28 protein-coding genes and 1 tRNA gene are annotated in these 24,768 nt (G+C 70.4%); 10 read left to right on the top strand and 19 right to left on the bottom strand.

All coding sequences use genetic code 11. The features are described from left to right. Window positions 1–65 precede the first annotated feature (65 nt). Window positions 66–1,106: an ArsA family ATPase gene (locus WFK95_RS11845; protein WP_224650632.1), complete on the top strand. Its 1,041-nt coding sequence runs from the start codon at window positions 66–68 to the stop codon at window positions 1,104–1,106. Then, window positions 1,103–2,203 (top strand): ArsA family ATPase, encoded by a 1,101-nt coding sequence (locus WFK95_RS11840; RefSeq protein WP_224650630.1) that lies wholly within the window; start codon window positions 1,103–1,105, stop codon window positions 2,201–2,203. Before WFK95_RS11845 ends, WFK95_RS11840 begins: the two co-directional genes overlap by 4 nt. A 105-nt stretch (window positions 2,204–2,308) precedes the next feature. Here the strand turns inward: WFK95_RS11840 and WFK95_RS11835 are convergent, their stop codons facing one another. Further along, window positions 2,309–2,623: a WhiB family transcriptional regulator gene (locus WFK95_RS11835; RefSeq protein ID WP_224650628.1), complete on the bottom strand. Its 315-nt coding sequence runs from the start codon at window positions 2,621–2,623 to the stop codon at window positions 2,309–2,311. A gap of 245 nt (window positions 2,624–2,868) precedes the next feature. Between WFK95_RS11835 and WFK95_RS11830 the strand changes: the two genes are divergently transcribed. Continuing rightward, a complete protein-coding gene (locus WFK95_RS11830; RefSeq protein ID WP_336670839.1) occupies window positions 2,869–5,394 on the top strand; it encodes a penicillin-binding protein in 2,526 nt (841 codons plus the stop codon). 2 nt (window positions 5,395–5,396) lie between these two features. Further along, a complete protein-coding gene (locus WFK95_RS11825) occupies window positions 5,397–6,185 on the top strand; it encodes a hypothetical protein (RefSeq protein ID WP_336670838.1) in 789 nt (262 codons plus the stop codon). A gap of 357 nt (window positions 6,186–6,542) precedes the next feature. Here WFK95_RS11825 and WFK95_RS11820 read toward each other — a convergent pair whose 3' ends face one another. Continuing rightward, window positions 6,543–8,192, bottom strand: coding sequence for an acyl-CoA dehydrogenase family protein (locus WFK95_RS11820; protein WP_336670836.1), 1,650 nt, complete (start codon window positions 8,190–8,192; stop codon window positions 6,543–6,545). A gap of 827 nt (window positions 8,193–9,019) precedes the next feature. Here WFK95_RS11820 and WFK95_RS11815 point away from each other — a divergent pair. Then, on the top strand, window positions 9,020–9,739 hold the full coding sequence (locus tag WFK95_RS11815; RefSeq protein WP_336670834.1) for a PaaX family transcriptional regulator: 720 nt from the start codon (window positions 9,020–9,022) through the stop codon (window positions 9,737–9,739). Here the strand turns inward: WFK95_RS11815 and WFK95_RS11810 are convergent, their stop codons facing one another. From WFK95_RS11810 to WFK95_RS11800, 3 genes are all read right to left on the bottom strand, one after another. Beyond that, window positions 9,740–9,970 carry a hypothetical protein gene (locus WFK95_RS11810; protein ID WP_224648277.1) on the bottom strand — a complete coding sequence of 77 codons (231 nt, stop codon included), beginning with the start codon at window positions 9,968–9,970 and terminating at the stop codon, window positions 9,740–9,742. A gap of 117 nt (window positions 9,971–10,087) precedes the next feature. Beyond that, on the bottom strand, window positions 10,088–10,867 hold the full coding sequence (locus WFK95_RS11805; protein WP_336670832.1) for a crotonase/enoyl-CoA hydratase family protein: 780 nt from the start codon (window positions 10,865–10,867) through the stop codon (window positions 10,088–10,090). After that, a complete protein-coding gene (locus tag WFK95_RS11800; protein ID WP_224648272.1) occupies window positions 10,864–11,655 on the bottom strand; it encodes an acyl-CoA thioesterase domain-containing protein in 792 nt (263 codons plus the stop codon). The genes WFK95_RS11805 and WFK95_RS11800 overlap by 4 nt, the downstream gene beginning before the upstream one ends. A 90-nt stretch (window positions 11,656–11,745) precedes the next feature. On the opposite strand from WFK95_RS11800, the gene WFK95_RS11795 reads away from it, so the two are divergent. Together WFK95_RS11795 and WFK95_RS11790 are read left to right on the top strand one after the other, a co-directional pair. Beyond that, window positions 11,746–12,354 carry a class I SAM-dependent methyltransferase gene (locus WFK95_RS11795; protein WP_224648270.1) on the top strand — a complete coding sequence of 203 codons (609 nt, stop codon included), beginning with the start codon at window positions 11,746–11,748 and terminating at the stop codon, window positions 12,352–12,354. Continuing rightward, a complete protein-coding gene (locus WFK95_RS11790; RefSeq protein ID WP_224648268.1) occupies window positions 12,351–12,785 on the top strand; it encodes a hypothetical protein in 435 nt (144 codons plus the stop codon). The genes WFK95_RS11795 and WFK95_RS11790 overlap by 4 nt, the downstream gene beginning before the upstream one ends. Before the next feature lie 21 nt (window positions 12,786–12,806). Here the strand turns inward: WFK95_RS11790 and WFK95_RS11785 are convergent, their stop codons facing one another. The 3 genes from WFK95_RS11785 to WFK95_RS11775 all read right to left on the bottom strand — a co-directional run bounded on the left by WFK95_RS11785 (window position 12,807) and on the right by WFK95_RS11775 (window position 15,447). Next, complete coding sequence (locus WFK95_RS11785) at window positions 12,807–14,180, bottom strand: MFS transporter (RefSeq protein ID WP_336670830.1); 1,374 nt, start codon at window positions 14,178–14,180, stop codon at window positions 12,807–12,809. 41 nt (window positions 14,181–14,221) lie between these two features. Then, window positions 14,222–15,058, bottom strand: coding sequence for a hypothetical protein (locus WFK95_RS11780; RefSeq protein WP_336670828.1), 837 nt, complete (start codon window positions 15,056–15,058; stop codon window positions 14,222–14,224). Window positions 15,059–15,216: 158 nt separating this feature from the next. Next, on the bottom strand, window positions 15,217–15,447 hold the full coding sequence (locus WFK95_RS11775) for a hypothetical protein (protein ID WP_224648262.1): 231 nt from the start codon (window positions 15,445–15,447) through the stop codon (window positions 15,217–15,219). Window positions 15,448–15,568: 121 nt separating this feature from the next. Between WFK95_RS11775 and WFK95_RS11770 the strand changes: the two genes are divergently transcribed. Further along, the gene (locus WFK95_RS11770; protein ID WP_336670826.1) at window positions 15,569–16,105 is read left to right on the top strand and encodes a hypothetical protein; all 537 of its coding nucleotides are present in this window, start codon (window positions 15,569–15,571) and stop codon (window positions 16,103–16,105) included. Between the two features lie 151 nt (window positions 16,106–16,256). Here the strand turns inward: WFK95_RS11770 and WFK95_RS11765 are convergent, their stop codons facing one another. The 5 genes from WFK95_RS11765 to WFK95_RS11745 form a co-directional block, all read right to left on the bottom strand. Further along, window positions 16,257–16,994 (bottom strand): class I SAM-dependent methyltransferase, encoded by a 738-nt coding sequence (locus WFK95_RS11765; RefSeq protein WP_336670824.1) that lies wholly within the window; start codon window positions 16,992–16,994, stop codon window positions 16,257–16,259. 32 nt (window positions 16,995–17,026) lie between these two features. Beyond that, entirely contained in the window at window positions 17,027–19,000 is a 1,974-nt protein-coding gene (locus tag WFK95_RS11760; protein WP_336670822.1) for a TerD family protein, read from the bottom strand. 169 nt (window positions 19,001–19,169) lie between these two features. Next, complete coding sequence (locus WFK95_RS11755) at window positions 19,170–19,421, bottom strand: hypothetical protein (RefSeq protein ID WP_336670820.1); 252 nt, start codon at window positions 19,419–19,421, stop codon at window positions 19,170–19,172. Window positions 19,422–19,532: 111 nt separating this feature from the next. Next, window positions 19,533–19,606: transfer RNA gene (locus tag WFK95_RS11750), tRNA-Pro, on the bottom strand. 55 nt (window positions 19,607–19,661) lie between these two features. Continuing rightward, window positions 19,662–20,612: a metallophosphoesterase gene (locus WFK95_RS11745; RefSeq protein WP_224648251.1), complete on the bottom strand. Its 951-nt coding sequence runs from the start codon at window positions 20,610–20,612 to the stop codon at window positions 19,662–19,664. A 53-nt stretch (window positions 20,613–20,665) separates the two neighbouring features. Here WFK95_RS11745 and WFK95_RS11740 point away from each other — a divergent pair, with 53 nt between their 5' ends. Then, window positions 20,666–21,130, top strand: coding sequence for a GatB/YqeY domain-containing protein (locus tag WFK95_RS11740; protein ID WP_224648249.1), 465 nt, complete (start codon window positions 20,666–20,668; stop codon window positions 21,128–21,130). An 11-nt stretch (window positions 21,131–21,141) separates the two neighbouring features. Beyond that, window positions 21,142–21,633, top strand: a complete 492-nt coding sequence (locus WFK95_RS11735; RefSeq protein ID WP_224648247.1) for a hypothetical protein — start codon at window positions 21,142–21,144, stop codon at window positions 21,631–21,633. A 61-nt stretch (window positions 21,634–21,694) separates the two neighbouring features. On the opposite strand, the gene WFK95_RS11730 is transcribed toward WFK95_RS11735, so the two are convergent. From WFK95_RS11730 to WFK95_RS11705, 6 genes are all read right to left on the bottom strand, one after another. Further along, window positions 21,695–22,051, bottom strand: coding sequence for a fluoride efflux transporter FluC (locus WFK95_RS11730; protein WP_224648245.1), 357 nt, complete (start codon window positions 22,049–22,051; stop codon window positions 21,695–21,697). Next, on the bottom strand, window positions 22,048–22,380 hold the full coding sequence (locus WFK95_RS11725) for a fluoride efflux transporter FluC (protein WP_336671055.1): 333 nt from the start codon (window positions 22,378–22,380) through the stop codon (window positions 22,048–22,050). The genes WFK95_RS11730 and WFK95_RS11725 overlap by 4 nt, the downstream gene beginning before the upstream one ends. A 49-nt stretch (window positions 22,381–22,429) precedes the next feature. Beyond that, on the bottom strand, window positions 22,430–22,855 hold the full coding sequence (locus WFK95_RS11720; RefSeq protein ID WP_068525953.1) for an organic hydroperoxide resistance protein: 426 nt from the start codon (window positions 22,853–22,855) through the stop codon (window positions 22,430–22,432). Window positions 22,856–22,969: 114 nt separating this feature from the next. Continuing rightward, complete coding sequence (locus WFK95_RS11715) at window positions 22,970–23,389, bottom strand: Fur family transcriptional regulator (RefSeq protein ID WP_336670818.1); 420 nt, start codon at window positions 23,387–23,389, stop codon at window positions 22,970–22,972. Window positions 23,390–23,428: 39 nt separating this feature from the next. Further along, window positions 23,429–24,313: a poly(3-hydroxyalkanoate) depolymerase gene (gene phaZ / locus WFK95_RS11710; protein WP_336670817.1), complete on the bottom strand. Its 885-nt coding sequence runs from the start codon at window positions 24,311–24,313 to the stop codon at window positions 23,429–23,431. Further along, a complete protein-coding gene (locus WFK95_RS11705) occupies window positions 24,310–24,762 on the bottom strand; it encodes a MaoC family dehydratase (RefSeq protein WP_068525956.1) in 453 nt (150 codons plus the stop codon). Before WFK95_RS11705 ends, phaZ begins: the two co-directional genes overlap by 4 nt. Window positions 24,763–24,768 lie beyond the last annotated feature (6 nt).

The raw sequence follows: 24,768 nt of genomic DNA, 5'->3' as shown, positions 1-24,768 counted from the left end.
GCATTGCCGGGGAAGGTTCACGTTAACGGCCCGGCCGTGTACGGAGGTATGGATATGCTCCGAACGTGGTGGTGAGTGAGGCGGACCCCGGCGGGGTCGCGCAGGACGCGGGGACGACCTGGCCGGAAGGGCTGCGGGAGTCCCGGCTGCACTTCGTGTCGGGCAAGGGCGGCACCGGCAAGTCGACGGTGGCCGCGGCACTCGCCCTGGCCCTCGCCTCCGGCGGCAAGAAGGTCCTCCTCATCGAGGTGGAGGGCCGCGGCGGCATCGCCCCGACCTTCGAGGTGGACGAGCTGCCCCCGACCGAGACGAAGATCGCGACGGCCGACGGCGGCGGGGAGATCCACGCGCTGGCGATGGACGTCGAGGCCACGTTCCTCGACTACCTCAAGACCAATTACGGCATGGGCCTGGCGGCGCGGGCGCTCAAGTCGATCGGCGCCATCGAGTTCGCGACGACGCTGGCGCCGGGCCTCAAGGACATCCTCATCACCGGCAAGATCATGGAGTGCACGCAGCGCCGCGCGCGCGACGGGCGCTACACCTACGACGCGATCGTGGTGGACGCCCCGCCCACGGGCCGGATCGGGAAGTTCCTCGACGTCACGCGGGCGATGAAGGAGATCGCGAAGGCCGGGCCGATCGCGGGCCAGGCCGACCGCGTGGTGCGCCTGCTGCACTCCCCCGACACCGTCGTGCACCTGGTGACGCTGCTCGAATCCCTTCCCCTCCAGGAGACCGCGGAGGCCGTGAAGGAGCTGCACGCGCTGGACCTCAAGGTCGGTGCCGTGATCGTGAACCGCTCGCTGCCGCAGCTGCTCTCCGACGCGGAGCTCGACGCCGCCGCCGACGGGACCGTGGACGGTCCGGCCGTGCGGGCCGCGCTCGACGGTGCCGGGCTGCCGCTCTCCGACGACGACCTGGCCGGGCTGCTCACCGAGACCATCCAGTTCGCGCGGACGGTGCGCGGGCAGGACGAGGCGCGCGAGGACCTGGACGCGATCGACGCTCCCGGCCGGCTGGAACTGCCGCTGCTCACCGGCGGCGTGGACCTGAACGGCGTCCGCGAGCTGTCGGGCGCGCTGGTCGAGGCGGGAGTCCGATGATCGACCTGAAACTCGGCCCGCAGCTCCTGGATCCGGGCACGCGCGTCGTCGTGTGCTGCGGCAGCGGCGGCGTGGGCAAGACGACGACGGCCGCGGCGATGGCGCTGTGGGCGGCGGAGCACGGCCGACGGGTCGTGGTGCTGACGATCGACCCCGCGCGCCGGCTGGCGCAGGCGCTGGGCGTCGCGGACCTGACGAACGAGCCGCAGGCCGTGACCGTCCCGGGCGACGGGACGCTGCACGCGATGATGCTCGACATGAAGCGGACCTTCGACGAGATGGTCACCTCCAACGCCGATCCCGTTCGGGCGCAGGAGATCCTGGCGAACCCGTTCTACCAGACGGTGGCCTCGTCGTTCTCCGGCACGCAGGAGTACATGGCGATGGAGAAGCTGGGCCAGCTCACCGCCGACGACCGCTGGGACCTCGTGGTGGTCGACACCCCGCCGTCGCGCAACGCCCTCGACTTCCTGGACGCCCCGAAGCGCTTCGGCTCGATGCTGGACTCGCGCCTGATGGGCCTGATCGCGGGGCCCACCCGCGGCATCGGCCGGCTCGTCTCCGGCGGCATGGGCATCGCACTGAAGCTCGTGTCCACCATCGTGGGCAGCCAGATGCTCTCGGACGCTTCGACGTTCGTCTCGCAGATGGATTCCCTGATCGGCGGCTTCCAGGAGCGGGCCGACCAGACCTACGCACTCCTCGCCCGCCCCAGCACCCGGTTCGTGGTGGTCGCCTCGCCCGAGGAGGACACGCTCCGCGAGGCCACCTACTTCGTGGAACGACTCGCCGGCGAGTCGATGCCGCTGGCCGGGCTCATCGTCAACCGCACCCATCCGGGGCTGGCGGCGATCGGCGCGGAGCAGGCCCGGGAGGCCGCGAGCCGCCTCGGGCCCGACGGTGCCGCCCGCACCGCGGAGGGTCTGCTGCGGGTGCACGCCTGGCGCGCGGAGATCGCGGCGCGGGAGGTGCAGATGCTCGGCGCCTTCGTCGGCCGCTGCCCGACGGTGCCGGTGGTCGGGGTGCCCTCGCTCCCGTTCGAGGTGGCGAACCTCGAGGCGCTGCAGGCCGTCGCCGAGCAGATCGTCGGGTCCTGAGCCCCGGTCGGCTCGCACGACGAAAAAGGTAGCTGGACAAACGAAAGGGCCCCGCACCGTCGAACGGTACGAGGCCCTGGTCACTCCCGGACGGGAGCCGGGGAATCAGCCCGCGGCGACGCGCTTGCGGTCGCGCTGGGCTTCGAAGAAGGAGCGCCAGCTGGTGACCTCGGGGTGCTGGCGGAGGAGGGCGCGGCGCTGACGCTCGGTCATGCCGCCCCAGACGCCGAACTCGACGCGGCTGTCGAGCGCATCGGCGCCGCACTCGAGCTGGACGGGGCAGTGACGACAAATGGTGGCGACCTTGCGCTGCGCGGCGCCGCGGACGAACAACTCGTCGGGATCGACCTCGCGACACTTGGCCTTGGAAACCCAAACCAGGCGGTCTTCGTCGTCGACCAGAACGCGTGCACTTGTCATGTGACTCCCCTTTCGCGTGGTGCGGCCCGGACCCGGTGACGGCCCATCCCGGAGGTGTGCGGGGGGCCGATCGAGGTGCTCGCCACATCGTCTGCAATAGTGTTACCTGAATCACACGACGGACACAAGTCGAGGGCCGAGGGAAATCGAACAGTGGTCCAAGAAATCCAGCACGCCCGTACCGATCGCCTGGTCGGCGCGTCGGGACCGGGGTTCACGGCGGGTCGGCACGTATCCTGGTGACCGTGTCGAAACCCGGAGTGATCGCGAAGCTGGCCGGCTGCGTCCTGCTGGCCGGACTGCTGGTCGCCGGCGTCCTGTTCCCCTACGTCGGCGGGCTCGGCCTGATCTCGAACCGCGCCGCGGATACCGTCGACAACATCAGTTCCGAGCTGCTGGAGGGCCAGGTCCCGGAGGTCACGACGGTCGCCGACTCGACCGGCGCGCCCATGGCCTACCTGTACGACCAGCGCCGCGTGCAGGTCCCGTTCGATCAGATCTCGCCCGACATGGTGCGCTCGATCATCTCGATCGAGGACAAGCGCTTCATGGAGCACGACGGCGTCGACTACCAGGGCACCGTGCGCGCCTTCCTCAAGAACCAGTCCGCGGGCGAGGTGCAGCAGGGCGCGTCCACGCTGGATCAGCAGTACATCAAGAACTACCAGCTGCTCGTCCTCGCGAAGTCGGACGCGGACCGACGCGCGGCGGTCGCCACCACCCCGGCCCGCAAGCTCCGCGAGGTGCGGATGGCGCTCACCCTCGAGCGCACGCTCACCGAGCGCGCCAAGCAGGAGCACGGGGTCGACGACGCCAAGGCCAAGGTGATCGCCAAGGAGCAGATCCTGGCGCGATACCTCAACCTGGTCCCCTTCGGCAACGGCGCCTACGGCATCGAGGTGGCCGCGCAGACCTACTTCGGCAAGCGCGCCTCGCAGCTGAACATCCAGGAGTCGGCGATGCTCGCCGGGATGGTGCAGTCGAGCTCGTCGCTCAACCCGTACGCCAACGCGCAGGGCGTGATCGAGCGGCGCAACACGGTGCTCGACACCCTCGTCGCGAACTTCCCGGACAAGGCGGCGGAGTACGAGGCCGCGAAGCGGACGCCGCTCGGCGTGCTGCCGCGCCCCAACACCCTCCCGGGCGGCTGCATCTCGGCGGTCGCGAACCGCGGCTACTTCTGCGACTACGTGCTGCAGTACCTCTCCGAGGCGGGCATCCCCAAGGAGACGGTGATGCGCGGCGGCTACACGATCCGCACCACGCTCGACCCGCGGGTGCAGGACTCGGTGCAGGCCGCGCTCAACGCCACCGCCAGCCCGACCCTGTCGAACGTCGCGCAGGTCATGAACGTGATCAAGCCGGGCGAGACCTCGCACGACATCGTCGCGATGAACTCCTCGCGGGTCTACGGCCTGGACGTGGGCAAGCGGCAGACCGTCCAGCCCGAGCCCTTCGCCCAGGTCGGCGACGGCGCGGGCTCGACCTTCAAGATCTTCACCGTCGCGGCGGCGATGGAGAAGGGCATGGGCCTGGACACCAACGTGACGGTCCCGTCCACGGTGCAGGTCAAGGGTATGGGGCACGGTGGTTACGCCGGTTGTCCGTCGGACTCCTACTGCGTGAAGAACGCCGGCCCCTACCCGTACTCGATGTCGCTGACGCAGGCCCTCGCCACGTCGCCGAACACCCCGTTCATCAAGCTGATCGAGCAGGTGGGCGTGACCCCGGTCGTCGACATGGCGGTCAAGCTCGGCCTGCGCTCGTACACCCAGCCCGGCAGCTCGGGCTTCGGCAACGACAGCCTCGCCGACATGTTCAAGAAGCAGAACCTCGCGTCGTTCACGCTCGGCCCGACCGCGGTGAGCGCGCTGGAGCTGACCAACGTCTCGGCCACGCTGGCCTCGGGCGGCGTCTGGTGCCCGGCGAACCCGATCCAGTCGATCACGCAGCCCAAGCGCAACAGTGACGGCATCCAGACCGTCGGGCCCGACGGGAAGCCGGAGACCACGCCGGTGCCCTACAAGTCGGAGAAGTGCGAGCAGGTCATCGAGAAGGGCCTCGCGAACACCCTCGCCAACGCGCTCAGCGCCGACGACCGCGGCGCGGGCACGTCGGCCGGTGCGGCCTCGCGCGCGGGCTGGACGCTGCCGCTGTCCGGCAAGACGGGCACCACCGAGACCTTCCGCTCCTCGGCCTTCCTCGCGTACACGAACCAGTACGCCGGTGCCAGCTACGTCTACAACGACGGCAACTCCCCCGGGCCCATCTGCACGAGCCCGCTGCGCCCGTGCGGCGACGGCAACGTCTACGGCGGCAACGAGCCGGCGACGGCCTGGTACACCGCGCTCAAGCCGATCTCGACGATCTACGGCCCGATCTCCCTGCCGCCCGTGGACCCGAAGTACAAGGACGGCTTCGGCCCCGGCAAGATCCCCAACGTCATCGGGCTCACGCAGGCGGCGGCGAAGTCCCGCGTCGAGGCGGCGGGCTTCAAGACCACGGTGGCGTGGGTCAACAACTCCGCGGCCAACGGCACCGTCGTCTCGACGTCGCCGTCGGGGTTCAGCCAGCCCGGCTCGACGATCACGCTGAACCTGTCGAACGGGATCGCGCCGGCACCGTCGAACCCGTCGGCGCCGGGCGTGCAGACGGGGCCGGGCGGCACCACCATCACCATCCCGGGCTTCGGCCAGTTCACCATCCCCGGCGCGGGCGGCCGCGGCGGCGGCCCGGTGGAGACCCCGGCGCCGGAGCCCCCGGGCAACTGACGATGCTCGCGCGCCGGTGGGTCGCGGGCCTGGTCGTCGTCGCGACGGTGACCGTGGTGACGGCGTGCGGGGACCGCCCGGCCGAGCCCGCCGGCACGACCGGTGCCTCCGCCGGTTCTGTGGTGGTCTCCGCCGGCCCGTCCACGACCTCGCCCGCGTCGGCGGCGACCGTGCCCGCCCGCGATGGGTACGCCGCGGGCACGGAGCGGCGCACCGGCACGGACGGCCCGGTGACCTTCGACGTCGGGATTCCGACGGTGAGCGGCGGGTCGCCCGCGGTCGCCGAACGGTTCAACTCGTCGATGCGAGCATCGCTCGAACCACAGCTGAAGCTCCCCGATCGGATCCAGGGGACGATGACTGTCCGGGACGGGAGCCTGGCGGACGGGCGTCGTTCCGGCGTCACCCGTCTCGGGCCGGGCGTGGTCGCGGGCGTACTCCTGACGAGCACCTACATCTCGCGTGGGGCCCACCCGACCACCCTGATCGGCACGGTCGTCATCGCGACGGAGACCGCGCGCCCCGTGCTGCTCACGGATCTGTTCGCCACCCCGGACGCCGGGCTGGCACGGCTCGCCGCGCTGGTGAAGCAACACGCGGCCGCGGTCGGGACCGTCCCCTTCCTCTCGGACCCGGCGCGCGACATGGCCGATTGGATCCCCGGCACGGACGGGCTCGTCGTGTTCGCCGGTGTATCGCACGCCGAAGGCGACTACCGAGGGATCACCGTCCCGTGGGCTGAGCTCAAGGACGTCATCGCTCCGGCGATGTGGCCGATATTGACCTCATGACTCGGGAGCGTCAGCGCGACGCTCGGAACGTCGAAACGGTCTCCCACAGACCGATGATCACGAGGAGAAGCCCCAGTGGTCGCCCCTGGAACCACAGAAATCTGAGATCGGGGAACGCCACCGCGAGCACGGCTCCGACGAGGATCAACGCGGGCCCCAGTGATCGGTGGAGTTGCGATGCAGGCGAACGACGGCCGTGCGTCGTATCCGGTTGCCGTGGTGCGGAATTCTCCATGCCTCGCATTGAAGCGGGTCTCGCCGGCGTTGTCGTCCCCCGTTCGACGGACCCGGGAGCCGTGCCCGGTCGCACGACCGTCGATCGGTCGGGGCGCGCGACGGTCGATCCCACCGGAGCCTTCAGCCGACCTTCGGCGTAGCGCGGTCGAGGATCGCGGCGGTGTCGACGCCCTGCGGGAGGGTGCCGAAGACGTCGCCGCGGTCGCCCGCGAGGCGGGTGCGGGTGTAGGCATCCGCGACGGCGGGGTGCCCGTAGCGCACCAGGAGCGAGCCCTGCAGCGCGGCGGCCATGTCGCCGACGAGGCGGCGCGCGCCGAACTGCATCGCGACCTGGTCGGTGAGGTCCAGTGCGCCGAAGGAGCCCTTGAGCTTCGCGACCGCCTCGTCGTACGCGGTGTCCGCGCCGGTGGCGGCGTCCAGCTCGGCGAAGAAGGCCGCGACGGCCTGCGGCTCGCGGGCCATCGCGCGCAGCACGTCGAGGGCGGCGACGTTGCCGGAGCCCTCCCAGACCGAGAGCAGCGGCGCCTCGCGGTACAGGCGCGGCATGCGCGAGTCCTCGATGTAGCCGTTGCCGCCCAGGCACTCCAGGGCCTCGGCGGCGTGGATCGGGCCGCGCTTGCAGACGTGGTACTTGGTGACGGCCAGGGCGATCCGGCGCAGCAGGGAGGCGTCCTCGTCGCCGGCGACGGACCGGTCGGTGAGGCCGGCGAGCCAGAGCCCGGCGGTGGTGGCGCCCTCGGCCTCGACGGCGAGGTCGGCGAGCACGTTGCGCATGAGCGGCTGGTCGATGAGGTCGGCGCCGAAGGCCTTCCGGTGCGCGGCGTGGTGCGCGGCCTGCGCGAGCCCGGCGCGCATGCCGGTGGCGGTACCGAGCACGCAGTCGAGGCGCGTCATGTTGACCATCTCCACGATGGTGCGGACGCCCCGCCCCTCCTCGCCCACGAGCCAGCCGACGGTGTCGTCGTACTCGACCTCGCTGCTGGCATTGGAGTGGTTGCCGAGCTTGTCCTTGAGCCGCTGCAGGGCGAAGACGTTGCGCGTCCCATCGGGAAGCACGCGCGGGATGAAGAAGCAGGAGACGCCGGATTCGGTCTGCGCGAGCGTGAGGAACAGGTCCGACATCGGCGCGGACGTGAACCACTTGTGGCCCGTGATCCGGTACGTCCCATCGGATTGCGGGATCGCGCGCGTGGTGTTCGCGCGCACGTCCGAGCCTCCTTGCTTCTCCGTCATCGACATGCCGGCGATGAGGCCGCGCTTGCCCAGCGGCGCCTGGAGGCCGAAGTCGTACTCCTTCGCGGTGAGCAGCGGCTCGTACTGCGCGGCGAGCTCGGCGTTGGCGCGCAGGGCCGGCACCACGGCGTAGGTCATGGAGATCGGGCAACCGTGCCCGGCATCGACGTGACCCCAGACGCTGAACTTGGCGGCGCGCACCAGGTGCGCGTTCGGGTCGGCCTCGGCCCACGGCGCGGCGTGCAGGCCGTGCTCGACGGAGACCTTCATGAGCTGGTGGTAGGCCGGGTCGTAGACCACCTCGTCGACGCGGTTGCCGTACCGGTCGTGCGTCTTCAGGACGGGCGGGTGCGCCTCGGCCAGGTCGCCCCATTCGAGGGCCTCGGCCGTGCCGCCGAGCGCGCCGAGCGCGTGGATCGCGTCCAGCTGCGCAGCGTCGACGTGGGCGCGCCGCAGCGCATCGTCGATCATCGGGGTCTCGGCGGTGTTGAAGCCGATCAGCGGCGGCGCCTGATTGGTCACGTCATGGGTCGGCACGCCTGCTCCTTCGTTCGACGGTGCGCGGCCCGTCCGGGCCGTCACCCCAGTGTTGCATATCAGCGACAGTCGCACCAGATATGCAATGAACTCGTGGTGGGCGGCCCAACCGAGCACCCGACCGCCCGCCGTGCCGCGGGGGACGGGGGCGTGGGGCGTGGGGCCGCGCCCTTGCCTTCGGCGCTCACGCCGCTCTCGGATTCTGTCCGATTCGGACACGGCCCAGGTCTCACGTCTGGAACATTCGGACGAGCAGCGCGGCACCGCGCGGGGGACGGCTGAGGGCGCGCGGCACGCCACGGGGAATCGGCGTTCAGCGTGGGAGAGCTGGCGCCAGGTGAGGGAATCGGCGCCGCGCGGGGGACGACTGAACCCCCACGGCCCGGCATGGGGGAATCGGCGTTAGGCGTGGGAGAGCTGGCTTCTCGTGCGGGAATCGGTGCCGCGCGGGGGACGACTGGTCCCCCACCTCACGCACGACGTTCCGTAGGGGAGCGAACGCCGGAGCCTCCTTTCGGCGCCGCGCGGGGGACGACGGAGCCTGCATCGACGGCACGGTGGCCGGTGCACTATGCGCCGCCGCGCGCCGGAGACCGCCGACGGATCGACCGCTCTGACCAGGGCGGGCGCCGCACATCGCCCGCCGAGCCGCACGCACCCGAGGCGCGGCCGCCCGTGCACCGCACTTGTCCGAACCGGACAGAATCCGAGAGTCACGACCACGCAGCACCGTCGCCCGCCCCTGCAGTTCCGCAGGGCCACCGACGGCGCCGGCTCGCACACCGCTGACCCGGCGACCACGCACTCGCGGTGTAGCGTCGACGCCGATGTCCACGCCCCTCACCACCACGGTCTCGGCGCGCTCGGCCGTGCTGAGCCTGCTGCTGGGCGCGCATCCGCCGGAGCTGGAGGGTCGCGAGATCGTGGCCGCGATGCGGCTGTTCGGAGTCTCCGAATCCACGACGCGAGCGGCGATGTCGCGCATGGTATCCGCCGGTGATCTGGTCCGCGACGGCGGGCGCTACGCGCTGTCGGACCGTCTCGCCCGGCGCCAGGCACGCACCGACTCCCCCGTGACACTGCCCTGGGACGGCACCTGGGAGACGGCGATCGTCACCACCAGCGGGCGCAGCGCCGGCGACCGCGCCGAGCTGCGCACCGAGATGACCCGACTGCGCCTCGCAGAGCTGCGCGAGGGCGTGTGGATGCGGCCCGCGAACCTCGACCGCATGCTCCCGACGACGGTGCGCCAGGTGACCGCGCGCTTCACCGCGCGGCCGGACGACGACCCCGTCGACCTGGCGCGCACGCTGTGGGACCTGCCGGAATGGTCCCGGCACGGGCACGCGCTGCTGGGCGCGATCGCCGACGCCGGCGACGACGGGCAGGCGCGCTTCCTGACGATGGTCTCGGTGGTGCGACACCTGTACCGGGATCCGCTGCTCCCGCCGGAGCTGCGGCCGGCGGGTTGGCCGGCGGACGAGCTCACCGCCGCCTACGCGGACTTCCGCGCGTGGCTGGCCGCGATGCGGATCGGCCGGGGCTGATCAGGCGAGCGAGTCGACCACCTTCGTGATCCGCGCCTGCAGGCGGCGCAGCTGCAGCCCCTGGTCGTCGAGGCGGCGGGCGATGGAGTTGACCGCGTCGCACGAGCCGGTCTCGTGCAGGCTGCGGGCGTCGATCTGGAGGTCGTCGCCGGTCCGGCCGATGGACGCGGCGATGGTCGTGAGCTGAGTGGTGAGATCGTCGAGTTCGCTGCGGACGCCGGCGAGCCCCATGATGTTCCCTTCTGCGCGGCCCCGAGCGGGCCGTTCACCTGCACAGTAGGTGGCTGCTGTGACCGGTGTGACGAATTACAGGTGACCGTTGCGTGTCCGTTACCCGACGAATCGTCGCTATCGCACAGGTCCTTCGTCGCGGAACGCGCCGTGCCGCCCCGCACCGTCGGAGAACCGGGTGGCGCCCGCGACGGCGCCGTCGGCGAGGGAGGCGAGTCCGTACCGGTACTCGATCGCGAGGGCCTCGGCCTCGGACTCCGCCTCCCCGTCGAGCATCGAGAGGCGATCGTTGCGCAGGCAGGTCTGCGGGAATCCGGCGAGCTGCCGTCCCAGCTCGACGGCGGCCTCCAGGGCCGTTCCGGGTTCGACGGTGCGGTTGACCAGGCCGATCGCCTCGGCCTCGGCCGCGTCGACGGGCCGCCCGGTGAGGATGAGGTCCATCGCGCGGCTCGCACCGATGAGCCGCGGCAGGCGGACGGTGCCGCCGTCGATGAGGGGCACGCCCCAGCGGCGGCAGAAGACGCCGAGGACCGCGTCGGTCGCGGCGACGCGGAGGTCCGCCCAGATGGCGAGTTCGAGGCCGCCGGCCACGGCGTGCCCCTCGATCGCCGCGATGACGGGCTTGCTCAGCCGCATCCGCGAGACGCCCATCGGCGCGTCGCCGTCGGGCTCTACGCGGTTCGGGGTGCCGGCGGCGACGGCCTTGAGATCGGCTCCCGCGCAGAAGGTCCCGCCGCGCCCGTGCAGCACGGCGACGGCGGCGTCCGGGTCGGCGTCGAAGGCGCGGAAGGCGTCGGCGAGGGCCTCGGCGGTGGCGCGGTCGACGGCGTTGCGCACATCGGGCCGGTCGATCTCGACGACGGTGACCGGTCCGCGCCGGCTGACGACGACGCTCATGACGACGTGGGCCCGTGGACGGCGGAGCCGGTGGCGATGCCGGTGACGGTGCAGACGCCGAACCGGCCGTCGCGGTCGAACATGCTGGCCGAGGAGATGCTGATGCCGTCGACGATGACGAACTGATCTGCCTCCAGCCCGATCTCGTCGCCGCGGGGCGCGCGGGCGATGGCCATGGAGACGTCGCCGTTGATGGTCTCGACGCCGCCGGTGCCCATGCCGGTCACCAGGTTGGTGCAGTCGGAGACCATCGCGGCGCGGGCGAAGGGCGTCGTCTCCTCGCCGTCCAGGACGCGCCATCCGCGGGTCCAGACGCGCTTGCGCTCGGCGGTGGCCCAATGCTCCGGGGTGTCCGACGAGACGTAGTCGCCGCTGCCGCCGGCCATCGCGAGGCGTGGGCCGCCGGGCGGCGGCGGGGCGGGGACGTGCGGATCGGACCAGACGGCACCGTCGGGCTGCGGGGCCCGGTGGTAGAAGGTGACGGCGGCGCGGACGACGGTCTTGTCGTTCTGGATGATCTCCGCCTCCGCGACGCGGATGCGGCGGCCCGAGCGGACCAGGCGGGTGCGCACGTCGAGGTGGCCGGAGCGGACCATGCGGAACATGTCGCAGTGCCAGCGGGTTCCGACGAGGCCCTCGCCGAACTCGGTATCGAGGACCTGCGCGAGCAGGCCGGCGATCGCCGGCCCCGACAGGGTGCCGGGCGCCCAGCGGCCCTCCGCGGCGGGCAGCGAATCGAAGCCGCCGCCGCTGCGGGCGAACTGCGCGGGTACCTCCGGGGTGGTCATTCCATTGGGTTTACCAGGCGACGCCGCGCGCCCTGTACTCGCATCCACCGGAACGCCGCCGCGGCGGCGGCCATGGGGTACTGATGGAGCATGGGCGATTCGTTCTTCGTGAAGATGTGGCCGCGGCTGGTGCGCAACGAGCCGCCGCTGCTGACCGAGCTGCGGCGACGCAACCTGGCCGGGCTGTCGGGCCGGGTCCTGGAGGTGGGCGCGGGCACCGGCACGAACTTCGCGCTGTACCCGCCGGAGGTCACGACGGTGGTCGCGCTGGAGCCCGAGGACGCCCTGCGCTCGGAGGCGTCTGCGGTGGCGGATGAGCGCGTCGAGGTGCGGCCCGAGCGGCTCGACGAGTACGTCGCCGCGGAGCCCTTCGACGCCGTGGTGTTCAGCCTGGTGCTGTGTTCGCTGCCCGACCCCGAGGGCGCGGTCCGGCAGGTCCGCGGATTCCTCCGGCCCGACGGCGAGCTCCGCTTCCTCGAGCACGTCGCCGCGCGGGGCGGGATGCTGGAGGGACTGCAGAAGGCGGCGGACGCCACCGTCTGGCCGCGGCTGTTCGGGAACTGCCATGCGCACCGCGACGCCGTCGGGCTGATCAGCGGGGCGGGTTTCGCGGTGACCACGGTGGAGGACCGGATGCTGGCGCCCGCGTGGGTGCCGATCCCGACGTCGCCCCTGGTCCTCGGCCGCGCGCACGCATGACGATCGACGCCACAGCGCTGGGCCTCGACACCCGGCTGACGCTGCTCGCCTCCGGCCTCGTCTTCCTGTGGGCGCTGGCCCTCGGGGTGTGGAAGTACCACGGGATCATGACCTCCCCGGAGCACCACGCACACGTCTACGTGGACATCGCCCACCGCGCCGCGCTGCTGTACTCCTTCGCCATCGCACTGGCGGCGGTCTTCGTGGAGCTCAGCGCGTGGCCGCAGTGGGTGGACCTGACCGCGGCCGCGATCCTGGTGTTCTTCTTCGTCGCGGCGATCGCCAGCTACTGCTGGCACGGCGCGCGTCGGGACACGGAGAACCAGCTCGCGCCGCCCGCGCCCGGGGTGCGGGGTTTCATGGTGGCGCTCATCGTCGCCGAGATCGGAGCCTTCGCCGTGCTTCTCGCGGGTTTCGTCGCGGCCTGGTGACCGCCGCCGGGTGAGCGGCGGTCAGGCGGCCTGCCCGCAGGTGCACTGGCATTCGGTGAGCGTGCCTCCCGCGGCGGCGGCGTGCCGCCAGGCGGGGCTGCCGGGCACCAGGTCGGGCTCGCGCTCCGGCGTCCGGTCCCCCGTGCCCGACGGTGCCGCGACGGTCGCGTCCCGGTCCGTGCCCACCGATACGGGGAGCGTCGCCGGCGCGCGGCGCCACAGAGCGGGCGCGAGGATCGCTCCGGCGGCGGCGATTCCGGCGAGGAGCGCCCAGGCCGGGACGAGCCCGAAACGGTTCGCGCCCCAGCCGGCGATCGGGTAGGCGATGAGCCAGGCGAGGTGCGAGAGGGAGAACTGGGCGGCGAAGACGGCGGCCACGTCGCTGGGCGCCGCCGCGGCGCGGAGCACCTTGCCGGTGGGGGTGATCGCCATGGCGGAGCCGGCGCCGCTGGCGAACCAGACCGCCGCGGTGAGCGCCCACGACGGGGTGTCGGCGGCGGCCATCGCGACGGCGCCGCCCGCCGCGGCGGTGAGTAGCACTGCGCCCGTGAGCATCACGGACCGCTCGGTGAACCGGTCCAGCAGGCGCGGGACGGCCAGCGCCACGAGCAGGGTGCCGCCGCCGGAAGCGGCGAGCATCCACGCGACCTGGGACTCGCTGCCGCCCAGTCGATCGCGGACGTAATTGACGGTGTTGACCACCACGATCGAGCCGGCGGCGGCCACCGCGAAGTTCACGGCGAAGACGCCCCGCAGGCTCGGGGTGCGCGCGAACAGCCTGACGCCGGAGAGGATCCGGTCGGCGGGACCGCCCGCGGGCGCGCGGCGCGCGTCGGGCACCGTCGCCCGGAGGACGAGGAATGCGGAGACGACGAATCCGACTGCGGTACCGATGAACAGGACGTCGAAGTCGATGAGTAGCAGCGCGAGCGCCGCGACGACGGGGCTGACCAGGCTCTCCATCGTGTAGGCGACCTGGGACGCGGACAGCGCCGTGGTGTAATCGCGCTCGTCGGTGATGATGTCGGGGATGACGGCCTGGAAGGTGGGCGTGAACGCCGCCGACGCCGCCTGCAGCGTGCCGATGAGCACGTAGATCTGCCAGACCTCGGTGACGAAGGGCAGGGCGAGGACGATGCCCGCGCGCACGACGTCGAGCGCCACCAGGAACGCCCGCCGCGGGAGCCGGTCGACGTACGCCGCGGCGAGCGGCGCGATGACCACGTACAGCACCATTTTGATCGTGAGCGCGGTGCCGAGCACGACTGCGGCCGAGGAGCCCGCGATCTCGTAGGCGAGCAGGCCCAGCGCAACGGTGGTCAGGCCAGTGCCGAGCAGGGCGACGATCTGCGCGCTGAACAGCAGCCGGAAGTCGCGGTTCGCGAAGGGACCCACGGTATCTCTCCTGAGTTCGGTGCCGACGTAGTGGATGCGGGTCAGTGGTGGTGCGCGGCGTGATGGCTGCTGTGCGGGCCGCCGTACGCGACGGGCTCCGCGCCGTCGACCGGCGCCTCCGACGCCGCGGACGGAGCGGGCTCGCCGGCGACGAGCGTGAAGTCCGCGGTCCGGACGGTGCCGGCGTGCTGGAAGTCGAGGAACAGCCGGTACGTGCCCGCCGACGGGGCCATCGCGTGGAACCGGATATCCGGGCCGGCAGGGGTGGCGGGGTCCGTCGGGTCGCCCTCGGGGTGGACGTGCAGGAAGGCGAGGTCGCCGGCGCGCAGCGCGACGAGGTGGCCGTAGGCGGCGAGGTACGGCTGCAGGTCCGTGACGGGGATCCCGCCGCGGGTGATGCGGGCGCGGAGCTCGGCCCCCTCGCCCGGCAGGAGCGCACCGTCGAGCGTGACGACGTAGTCGTCGACCGTCGAGACGGTGCGGCGCTCGAGCAGGTCGCGGGGCCGGTAGTCGCCGGGAACGGCGACGTCGGCGCCGAGGACGATGCCCGCGCCGAGCGCCGTCGGGGCGATGTCGGCGAAGAAGCGCCACACGCCCGGCGTCAGGTCCAGCTCGACCGACCAGGTGCCGGCCGCGTCCATGACGGGGTGCACGTGCTGGAATCCACTGGTATCGCGCTGGACGGCGATGAAGTGCAGCTTTCGATCGTGCTGCACGTCGAAGGCGGTGACCGGCGCGTCGTCGGGGCCGAGGATCGCGAACTCGACGCGGGTGCGGCCGGCGTCAATGATCGTCAGCGCCGGGGTGATGCGGTAGCCCTGCTCCGCGGTCTGCAGCCCTTGCGGGAACGGTGCGGCGGCGTGTGCGCTGTGGTCCATGACGTGCTCCTTCGGTGTGCGTGCGCGGCGGATCCACCGTCGTGCGGGTACCCCCTGAGGGTACTTGGATTTATACCCCCTGGGGGTATCCGCGTCAACCGTCTTCACGAAACAGACACACCGATGGATCCGTCCGCCGGCGGTGGATTCACGCGGCGTCAGTCGTTGGGTACCGCCGCGAGCCGCGGCTTCGAGTAGTAGAGCGTGAAGCTGAGCCAGCTCCCGTCCTCGGTGATCTCGTCGTGCATCACGAGGTCCTCCACCTCGACGGTGCCCAGCGCCTCGACGGTGTCGGCGAACCGACGCAGCAGCGCCGGCAGGTCCCCCTGGCCGGCGCCCCGCGGGTTCGCCTGCGAGATGGATCTCAGCAGCGTGTGGTCATCAGCCATACAGCGATGGTGTCACGGTCGTCGTGCCTGGTCGAGGAGGTTTCGCAGCAAGCCGACTCGGCGAACACTTCCAGGCGCCACGCGCCGAATGCACCTTTCACGAACTGGATAGACTCCCACCATGCGACGTCGATCGTCGGCCGCACTGATCGTGGCCACCATTGCACTGGGAGGTGCGAGTTGCAGCCTCATCACCGGAGATGACGAAGGGCTCCCCAGTTGCGCGTCACTCGGAGACGTGCAGAACCCTTCGTACGAGGAATTGAACGGCGCGTTCAGCCGACTGGTCGAGAAGGACTGGCAGCGGATGACCTCGCCCGCCTACGCGGGCGACGCCGACTGGAAGTCGCAAGAGGAGTTCACGACGTCGTGGCGGATGCAGTTCGACGAGACGAACTGGGACCAGCTCCTCCCGACGCTCCAACCGGGCGCCGTCGGTAAGCACCGCGTGCTGCTCTGTGAGCAGAACCGGGAAGTCCTGCACCGAACGAAGAGCGACACGACCAAGGAGCAGGTGCGAGTCACCAACCGGCTCATCGGCGACGAGCCCCTGTACGCGCTCTACGTCAATGGACGAGCGACCTGCCGGTTCACCGCGACATCGTCTCCCGCGACACAACGAGCACTGCACGAGACTCTCTGCCCCAACGCGCAGTAGCCCGACGACGGTCCCGCCGCCAGCTCAGTCGGAGGATCTCCGTGCCCTCGGCGGCGCGGGTGATCACCGCGCTCGGTGCGCTACCGAACTGCGCCACACCGTGATGACAGACTGCGCTCGCCGGTGGCGGCGAGCCTGCGCAACAGCGAGGTCACGCCTCCAGTACGACGAACAGGAACGCCAGGAACCGCGGATCGTCCTTGTCCGCGAAGAAGTCGGGGAACCGCTCCAGCGCCTCGGGCGCGGGGCCGGGTTCATCCATGTGGGTGACGCGGAATCCGCTCTCGACGAACGTCCGGAACATCGTGGCGAGCGATCGGTCCCAGAAGGTGAGCTCACCGGTGATCCCTGCCATCTCGGACTCCGTGCGCGGCCGAGTGTCGAAGTAGTTCGGCGTGTGACCGGCCTGGAGTTGGGTGAACAACATGACGAACGGGTGCTCCACGGAGAGGATGACTCGGCCACCGGGCTTGAGCACGCGGCGGAACTCGGCGAGCGGGGCGTTCCAGTCCTCGAGGTAGTGCAGAGCGAGCGAGCAGACCACGTCGTCGAAGACCGCGTCGCCGAAGGGCATAGGCTGGGCCAGGTCTGCGACGTGCAGCTCCACGTCGCCGCCGACGCGCTCGCGGGCGATGTCGATCAACGCCGCGCTCCCGTCGGTGCCGACCGCCGACGCGCCACCCTCGACGAGGTCGACGAGGGTCGGACCGGATCCACAGCCCGCATCGAGGACGTGCTTACCTGCGACGTCGCCGAGCAGTGCTCGGATCGCGGGCCGGTTGTAGTACTCGTTGAGGAGGCTCGTCGCGTTCTCCTGCGCATAAGCCTCAGCGATCGGGTCGTAAGCGGCGGCAGTACCGGATCTGGACGGTGGCGTCGAAGTCCCCATGCCTCGACGGTACCGACGACTTCAGGCACGGCTCATTGTCGAGGAGCCTTCACCACCTCGGTCACATCGCGATGGAAGGCGTTCACCAGGGCAACGAAGCTGCTCACAAAGCCGTTCTCGGAAGCAGCGCGCTTCGAACCCATGGACGCCTCTGCGGTGATCGTGAACTCGCGGATATCCTTCCCGCCAGGTGGAATCAAGACAGAAGGGTCGTCGCGGATGCTCTCGAGCATGGCAGAGGTGACGTCGGTGCGGCTCCCCAAATGGTGCGCCGTGATCCGCAACTTCGGCGGGGCTTCCTCGAGTTGGCGGAGGAGCCAGTTCACCTTCGTCGTCGTCCGGCCGGTACGGGGCGCCGGAATCACCTGCGCACATCCGATCCGCGTTCGAGCGAGGTTCGCATTCAGGACGACCGGCCCGGTCGCCCCGGGAATTCGCACAGAGCCGAACAACTCGCCTGAGTCGGCGAGCTGCTTGGCTCGGCTGACCGCATCAGCCGGACTACCCGGTATCTGGGAGGACACCGTCTGTCCGGTCAACGCCTTCAGCTGCAGCGCCACGTGACGACACAGCTGATCGAAGCGAGAGCACACGTCCACCGTCGCCGGGTCGTTGGCAGACAACGTACCGTCCGCAATTCCATTGCGGACCTTCACCCAGTGCCTCCCCATGTCGCCGAACTGCCACATGCCGGATTGAGGGTCAGCAGCGTAGACGAGGAACTGTTCCATGATTCGCGCTTGAGTCCGATCGGAATCCTGCTCGGCGAGATGGATGGAGGCTTCAGTGATGACTTCCTCCCACGAGAGATGAGACACCACAACGGACTTGGGAGGTCGCGCATCGAGCTGAACAGGGATCTCTCCGCGCGCGGCCGGAAGATCGCAGCTGATCGTGACGACCGCGTTGAACCCCTTCGATCGCGCCAGCTGGATGTATCCGCCGACCTGATCTGCGCTCAACGTTCCTTTTGCTGTCTTCACCTCTACAAGCGCAACCCACTCGTTCGCCCCGCGCGATATCCGGATGATGCCATCGGGCCGGAGATCCTGCCCTGCTAGGGAGAACGCCACTTCCGTGAACGTCTCGATCCGGCCTCGAGGAGCTCCGACGAGAGAGCCGATTCTTCGCCCGAAGTCGGGGACAGCCTCCATGACGGAAAGCAGCACCGACGTGGTGCGTCCTTCCTGCTCCGCCCCGCTCTTGATCCCCACCGTAGGAAACAGGCGCGCGGACCTCCACGGACCAGCGTGGCGATCGAGGGGAAGTCCCGGGCAGGTACGCTCGCGCCAATCATCAGGCAGCTTCGTCACCGGCCGGCGCTTGCGAGCCAGCGCGACGCGCGCGCCAGTCGAAGTCGCTGATTCCGCCACGATGTCCGAAACAGGAAGGGGCGCCGGAGCGGATTCGCCCTCATCGCCGGCCGCCGATTCGTCGGTCGGGTCGTCCACGTCGACTCCGAACTCGGTGACAAGGGCCCGCAGCCCCTGGTCGTAGCCCTGACCGACGGCTCGAATCTTCCAATCAGAATCACGCCGGTAGATCTCACCGAAAATGACAGCGGTTTCGGCGGTCAATCCGGTCAGTTCACTGACGACCTTCGCATCCGACGTCTCGCTCGCTGCCCCGACGGATAAGCGGAGAGCCTCGGCCTCGCCGAAGGAGCGAACGTCGTCCGTATCGACACTGGCTGCGACCAAGATCCGAGCGACTGATTCGGGTAGTGCGGCCAGGTCGACTTCAATGGTCGCCTCCCCTTCGGACGACGACGTCTTCAGCTCAACCGTCCCGTCACCACCGACGGGTTGGTTGTAGAAGATCATGTCGTCGTTCGTTCGGACCTTCCCATCGTCGCCCAGAATGAGGACACTCACGTCCGTTGTCAGCGGTTCCATTCCAGGAGGAACACACGTTTCAATGGTCAGCGCTATGCGCGCGTCCGCTTCGCTGAAAACGTCCGCGACCTTGACATTCGCCCCTTTGGCGAGGTTGTACGACTCCGACATTTCGTCAATCTACGTCTCGACCCCGGCCACAGTCCGTCAGTCCGCAGAGTTCGCTGGTGGACCTTCGACAAGGGGCACGCACCTCGTCCACAGCGCAATCACCCGCAGACGCTCTCGCGTGCCGCCGAAGACGGCTACCCGCCACCGTCCAAGAACGACGATCCCTCCGCTAATTGAGCCTGTGGAGTTCCGCGCCCTCGGCATCGCGAGTGATCACCGCGCCGGGTGCCCAGACGGAGACCCCGCCCTGCCAATGATCTATCTCGAGTTCATTGCCATAGGGATTCACGACGTCGGCCAGCATGAACTGCCCGCCGCCGAGGTCGTACGTCATCCCGCTCGGTTCGAACATGACAGTGAAGGGCGCGTCCCCGTCTGCGGTGAGCTTGATCCGCAGGAAGGGCTCGGGTTCAGCGTTCATGCTCTTCCCCTACATCGACACGACCCGACGCCCGGGCCATCGAGGAACAAGTAAGGCCCCTGGCCAGTGTTTCCACTGATCAGGGGCCCTGCTGTCGTCTCAACCAACGAGTCGGGGTGGCGGGATTCGAACCCACGACCTCTTCGTCCCGAACGAAGCGCGCTACCAAGCTGCGCCACACCCCGTGGTGACAACCTGCAATAGATTACTACAGCCACCGTCGGGCAGGAAATCCGCAGGTCAGGCCTGCACCGCCTCGGGGGCGATGACGGGGCCGAGCTCCACCTCCCGGTCGCGCACCGGCGCGCCGACGAGGGTGAGCAGCGAGGCCTCCGGGCGGCAGAAGGTGCGGAACGGCGCCCACGGCGACGTGCCGAGCCCGGCGCTCACGTGCAGCTTCATGTGCGCGCCCCACGCGGAGGCGCCCTTCACCCGCGACCGGTCGAGGCCGCAGTTGGTGATCAGGGCGCCGTACACCGGCAGGCACAGCTGCCCGCCGTGCGTGTGGCCGGCGAGCGCGAGGTCGTAGCCGTCGTCGGCGAACCGGTCGAGCACGCGCGGCTCCGGCGAGTGGGTGAGCGCGAGCCGCAGGTCGACGGACTCGTCGGCGCGTCCGGCGATGGTCTCGTACCGGTCCCGCTCGATGTGCGGATCGTCGACACCCGCCACCTGGATCGTGACCCCGCCGGCCTCGAGCCGCCGCCGCTGGTGCGTCGCGTCCAGCCAGCCGCGCTCGGCGAACGCGGCCCGCAGGTCCTGCCAGGGCAGGGGCTCGCCGTGCTTGCGCTCGTGATCCTTGTCGAAGTACTTCGCCGGGTTCTTCGGCGTGGGCCCGAAGTAGTCGTTGGAACCGAAGACGAACAGGCCCGGGCGGCCCAGCAGCGGGTTCAAGGTCTGCACGACCGACGGGACCGCCCGCGGGTGCGACAGGTTGTCGCCCGTGTTCACCACCAGGTCCGGCTCGAGTGCGGCGAGCTCGTGCACCCAGGCCTGCTTGAGCCGCTGACCGGGCGTCATGTGCAGGTCCGATATGTGCAGGATCCGCAGCGTGGGCGTGCCCGGCGGCAGGATCGGCAGCGTGTGCTCACGCAGCGTGAAGGCGTTGCGCTCGAAGACTCCCGCGTAGGCGAGGGACGCGACACCCGCGCCCGCCAGCCCGGCGCCGGCCTTGAGAAGAGGATGAACTGCCATTCCCCCAGGATACTCAGCTGCCGCACCCTCGCACACCGCGTAACTTGGACGTCATGTCAGAAGTGAAGGCCGCTATCCGCGACGATCTCAAGACCGCGATGAAGGCCAAGGACGTCCTGGTCACCGGCACGCTGCGCATGCTGCTGTCGGCGATCCAGAACGAGGAGACCTCCGGCACGGCGCACGCGCTGACCGACGAGGAGTTCCTCAAGGTGGTCGCGCGCGAGGTGAAGAAGCGCGGCGAGGCCGCCGAGATCTTCGACGCGAACGACCGCGCCGAGCTGGCCGCCAAGGAGCGCGCCGAGGCCGAGGTCATGTCCCGCTACCTGCCGAAGCAGCTCGGCGACGACGAGCTGAACGCCCTCGTCGACGCCGCGATCGCCGAGGTGACCGCGGAGCTCGGCGAGGCGCCGACGGTGCGCCAGATGGGCCAGGTCATGAAGGTCGCCAACGCGAAGGCCGCGGGCGCCGCCGACGGCAAGCGGCTCTCGTCCGCCGTCAAGGCCCGGCTGGCCTGACGGTGGCGAGCGTGCGCCGGCCCGGCGCGATGTGGCTGTGGGTCCTCGTCTCGCTCGCCGCGGGCGCGGGGGCCATCGCCCTGTACGTCACCGCGATCATCCAGTGCTCGGCGCTGCTCGGCACCACGGGCTACCCGGGGAACTTCCCCTCGTCGCCGCTGGGCGTGCGCACGATCACCATCCTGGTCATCGCGATCGCCGGGCTCGTGGTGGTCGCGGCCATGGCCTTCACCGGCCTCTTCGCGCTGTTCGGACAACGCTGGGCGACGGTGCTCTACGGCCTCGCAGTGTTCGTGGGCTTCCTCCTCGCCGCCGCGTCGGTGCTGCTCGGCAACGAACGCGACTACAGCGATCCGGTGAGCCGCTTCGGCGTCGACCACAACGGCGCACCCCTGGCGGGCCTGCCCATGTGGGGCGCCCTCATCGTGATGTTCCTGATGCTGATCTCGCTGGCGCTCACCCGGCCGGTGTACCGGTACGCGGTCGAGCGCAACGGCGCGTGACGATCCTCGGTGCGTGTCGGCGACGGAACGCCGGACACGCATCGCAGAGTCGCACCGAAGGTCACAGCGCGCCGAGGGCGTAGCCGCCCCACACCGCCACGACGCTCGCGCCGAGCGTCACCAGCCCGTACAACGCACCGTCGCGGTAGTGCTTGTCCCGCAGGAGCGTCAGGGTCTCGACGGTGGCGGTACTGAAGGTCGTGTAGCCGCCGCACACGCCCGTGCCCAGCACCGCCAGCGCCGTCCCGCCGAGCCCTCCCCCGGCGACGGCTCCGGCGAGCAGTCCGAGCACGAACGAGCCCGAGACGTTGATCGCCGCCGTGGCCCAGAAGGAGAGGCGGGCGCGGAGTGCACCGTCGACGAGGTAGCGCAGGACGGCCCCGAGGCCCCCGCCGACGGCGATCAGGAGGGTCGTCATCGTCGTGTCACCGCCGCCCCGGCGAGGGCCGCGACGAGGCCGAGGAGCACCGTCGCACCGGCGTACAGCGCGCCGACGGCCGGGGCCGCGTCGTGGATGTCCAGCGCGAACGCGCTGTAGGTGGTCAGGCCCCCGCAGAAGCCGGTGCCGAGCAGCAACCGGATGCGACGGTGCCGCTCGTCGTCGGGCCGCTGGGACAGAGCCTCGACGATGCCGCCGAGGAGGAACGCGCCGAGCATGTTCACCGTGAAGGTGGACCAGGCGAAGGGGCTGTGCGGCAGCCAGTGCCCCACCTCGGCGCGGACGAAGGTGCCGGCCGCGCCGCCCAGGAAGACGAGCCCCAGGGCGGCGGGCCGCAGTAGCGTGCTCAGGCGCCGATCAGACCGCGGTGGTCAGGTCGACGTCGATGTTGCCCCGCGTCGCGTTCGAGTACGGGCACAGCTGGTGCGCCTTGGCGACGAGGGCCTCGGCGTCCGCCTGGGCGAGGCCGGGCAGCGTGGCCTTGATGGCGGCGTTGATGCCGAAGCCGGACTCGGTCTTGCCGAAGCCGACCGTGACGTCGACGGTGGTGTCGTCCGGGACGGCGACCTTCTCGTTGCGGCCCACGGCGCGGATCGCACCCAGGAAGCACGCCGCGTAGCCGGCCGAGAACAGCTCCTCGGGGTTGGTGCCCTCGCCGTTGCCGCCCATCTCCTTCGGGGGCCGGGTGTCCAGGTCGATGCGGCCGGTGGCCGACTTCACGTGCCCGTCGCGACCGCCACCGGTGGCGGTCGAGGAGATGGTGTAGACGACGTCCAAGCTCATATCCGGCGCTCCTTCGCGTTGTGCCCGCCCGGTCCGGGCGGAGTTCCCTCCCGACAGTAGTCCGAATCACAACCGGCCTCCGGCCGATGGTTCGATCCGCCGCCGGGCGGTGGATCAGGGGGCGCAGTCGGGGCAGTAGCCCCAGAAGGTGACCTCGGCCTCGTCGATGACGAAGCCGTGGTCGTCGTCGGCGGTCAGGCAGGGCGCAGCACCGACGGCGCAGTCGATGTCGACGATCTTCGCGCACGACCGGCACACCAGGTGGTGGTGGTTGTCGGCGACGCGGGCCTCGTAGCGAACGGCGGAGCCCGCGGGCTCGATGCGGCGGAGCAGGCCCTTCTCGGCGCACACCCGCAGCACGTCGTAGACGGTCTGCGTGGCGACGGTGCCGAGCCTGCCGCGCAGGTACTCGGCCACGTCGTCGGCCGTGGCGTGCGGGTGCCCGTCGAGGTAGCCGAGCGCGGCGACGCGGGGCGCGGTGATCCGCAGCCCCACGCCCCGCAGCCGGTCCTCGGCGGTGTCCACCTCAGTCATGCGAACTAGACTACGCCCGATTTTGGAATGATTCCAGGGTCAGTCGCCGGGTGTGAGCAGTCCGGCCACGCGGCCGCGCCACTGCCGTTTCCCCAGATGGGGCGTCCCCAGGAAGTCCTCGATCACCGGGGCCAGCTGGTCCGCCCGCGCGACGAGGTCGACGTGGCCGCCGTCGTGCGCGTACAGCGTGGCCCGCGGCATCAGCGTCTTGAAGATCTTCCCGTTGATCATGGGGATGATCGGGTCGTCCTCGCCGAAGACGAGCAGGGTCTTCTGCCGGATCGCCGGCAGCGCGAAGATCGACGTCCACACCGCGCCCGCCAGCAGCTGGTGCAGGTACCCCATCTTCGAGCCCGCGTGCAGCTGCCGGATGAAGAGGTCCGCCACCTCCTGGCCGTCCTCGCGCACGCTGCCCCCGTACAGTTCGCCCGCGATCTGCGCCCCGTACTCCGGATCCTTGAAGCGGCGGGGAGTGACCATCTTGGCCAGGACCAGCGGATTGCCCGGCACCATGATCGCGCCGGTTCCCGTGGACACCAGGATCAGGCGGCGGCAGCGCATCGGGTTCTGGAAGGCGAACTGCTGTGCCAGCGCGCCGCCCCAGGACAGGCCCAGGACGTCGACGACGCCGATGTCCAGCTCGTCCAGCACCCGGCCCAGCACCCACGCGAGGTACGGAAAGCCGTACGGCAGGATCGATGTGGGCGATTCACCCGTGCCGGGCACGTCGAAGCGCAGCACCGGGCGCTGCGGATCGAGGGCGTCGACGAACGGGTCCAGCACCTCGAGGCTCGCGCCGATCCCGTTGCACAGCACCAGCGGAACGCCCACACCGGGCCGGTAGCGCACCCGGATCCGCTGGCCGCCGGTGGCGATCAGCTCGTCGGGCAGTTCGACCTCCGTGGTCGTCGTCTCGTCGCTCATCGGTACAACACCACCGTCTCGGCGATGCACGCCGGGCGGTCGGCACCGTCGACCTCGTAGGTCAGCCGGATGACGGCCTCGATCCCCGCCGGCTTCTCCTGCGCCCCTGCCAGTTCCACGGCGGCACGCACGCGCGCTCCGACGGGGACCGGCGCGGGGAAGCGCACCTTGTTGAGGCCGTAGTTGACGCCGGCCTGGACCTTCTCGATCACCAGCGCCTCGGCGATGAACAGCGGCGCCAGCGAGAGGGTGAGGTAACCGTGGGCGATGGTGCGTCCGTACGGCCCCGCGGCCGCCTTCTCCGGATCGACGTGGATCCACTGGTGATCACCGGTGGCGTCGGCGAAGAGGTTGACCCGCTCCTGATCGATCGTCATCCACTCGGTGGTGCCGAGCGGCTGCCCGACGAGGCCGAGCAGGTCCTGGGGGGTGGAGATCGTGGTGGTCATGGGTGT

The sequence above is a fragment of the Tsukamurella sp. USMM236 genome (assembly GCF_037148755.1).
Classification (GTDB): Bacteria; Actinomycetota; Actinomycetes; order Mycobacteriales; family Mycobacteriaceae; genus Tsukamurella.
Note: the sequence above shows the minus strand (reverse complement) of the source record. Positions and strands in the feature narration are given on the sequence as shown.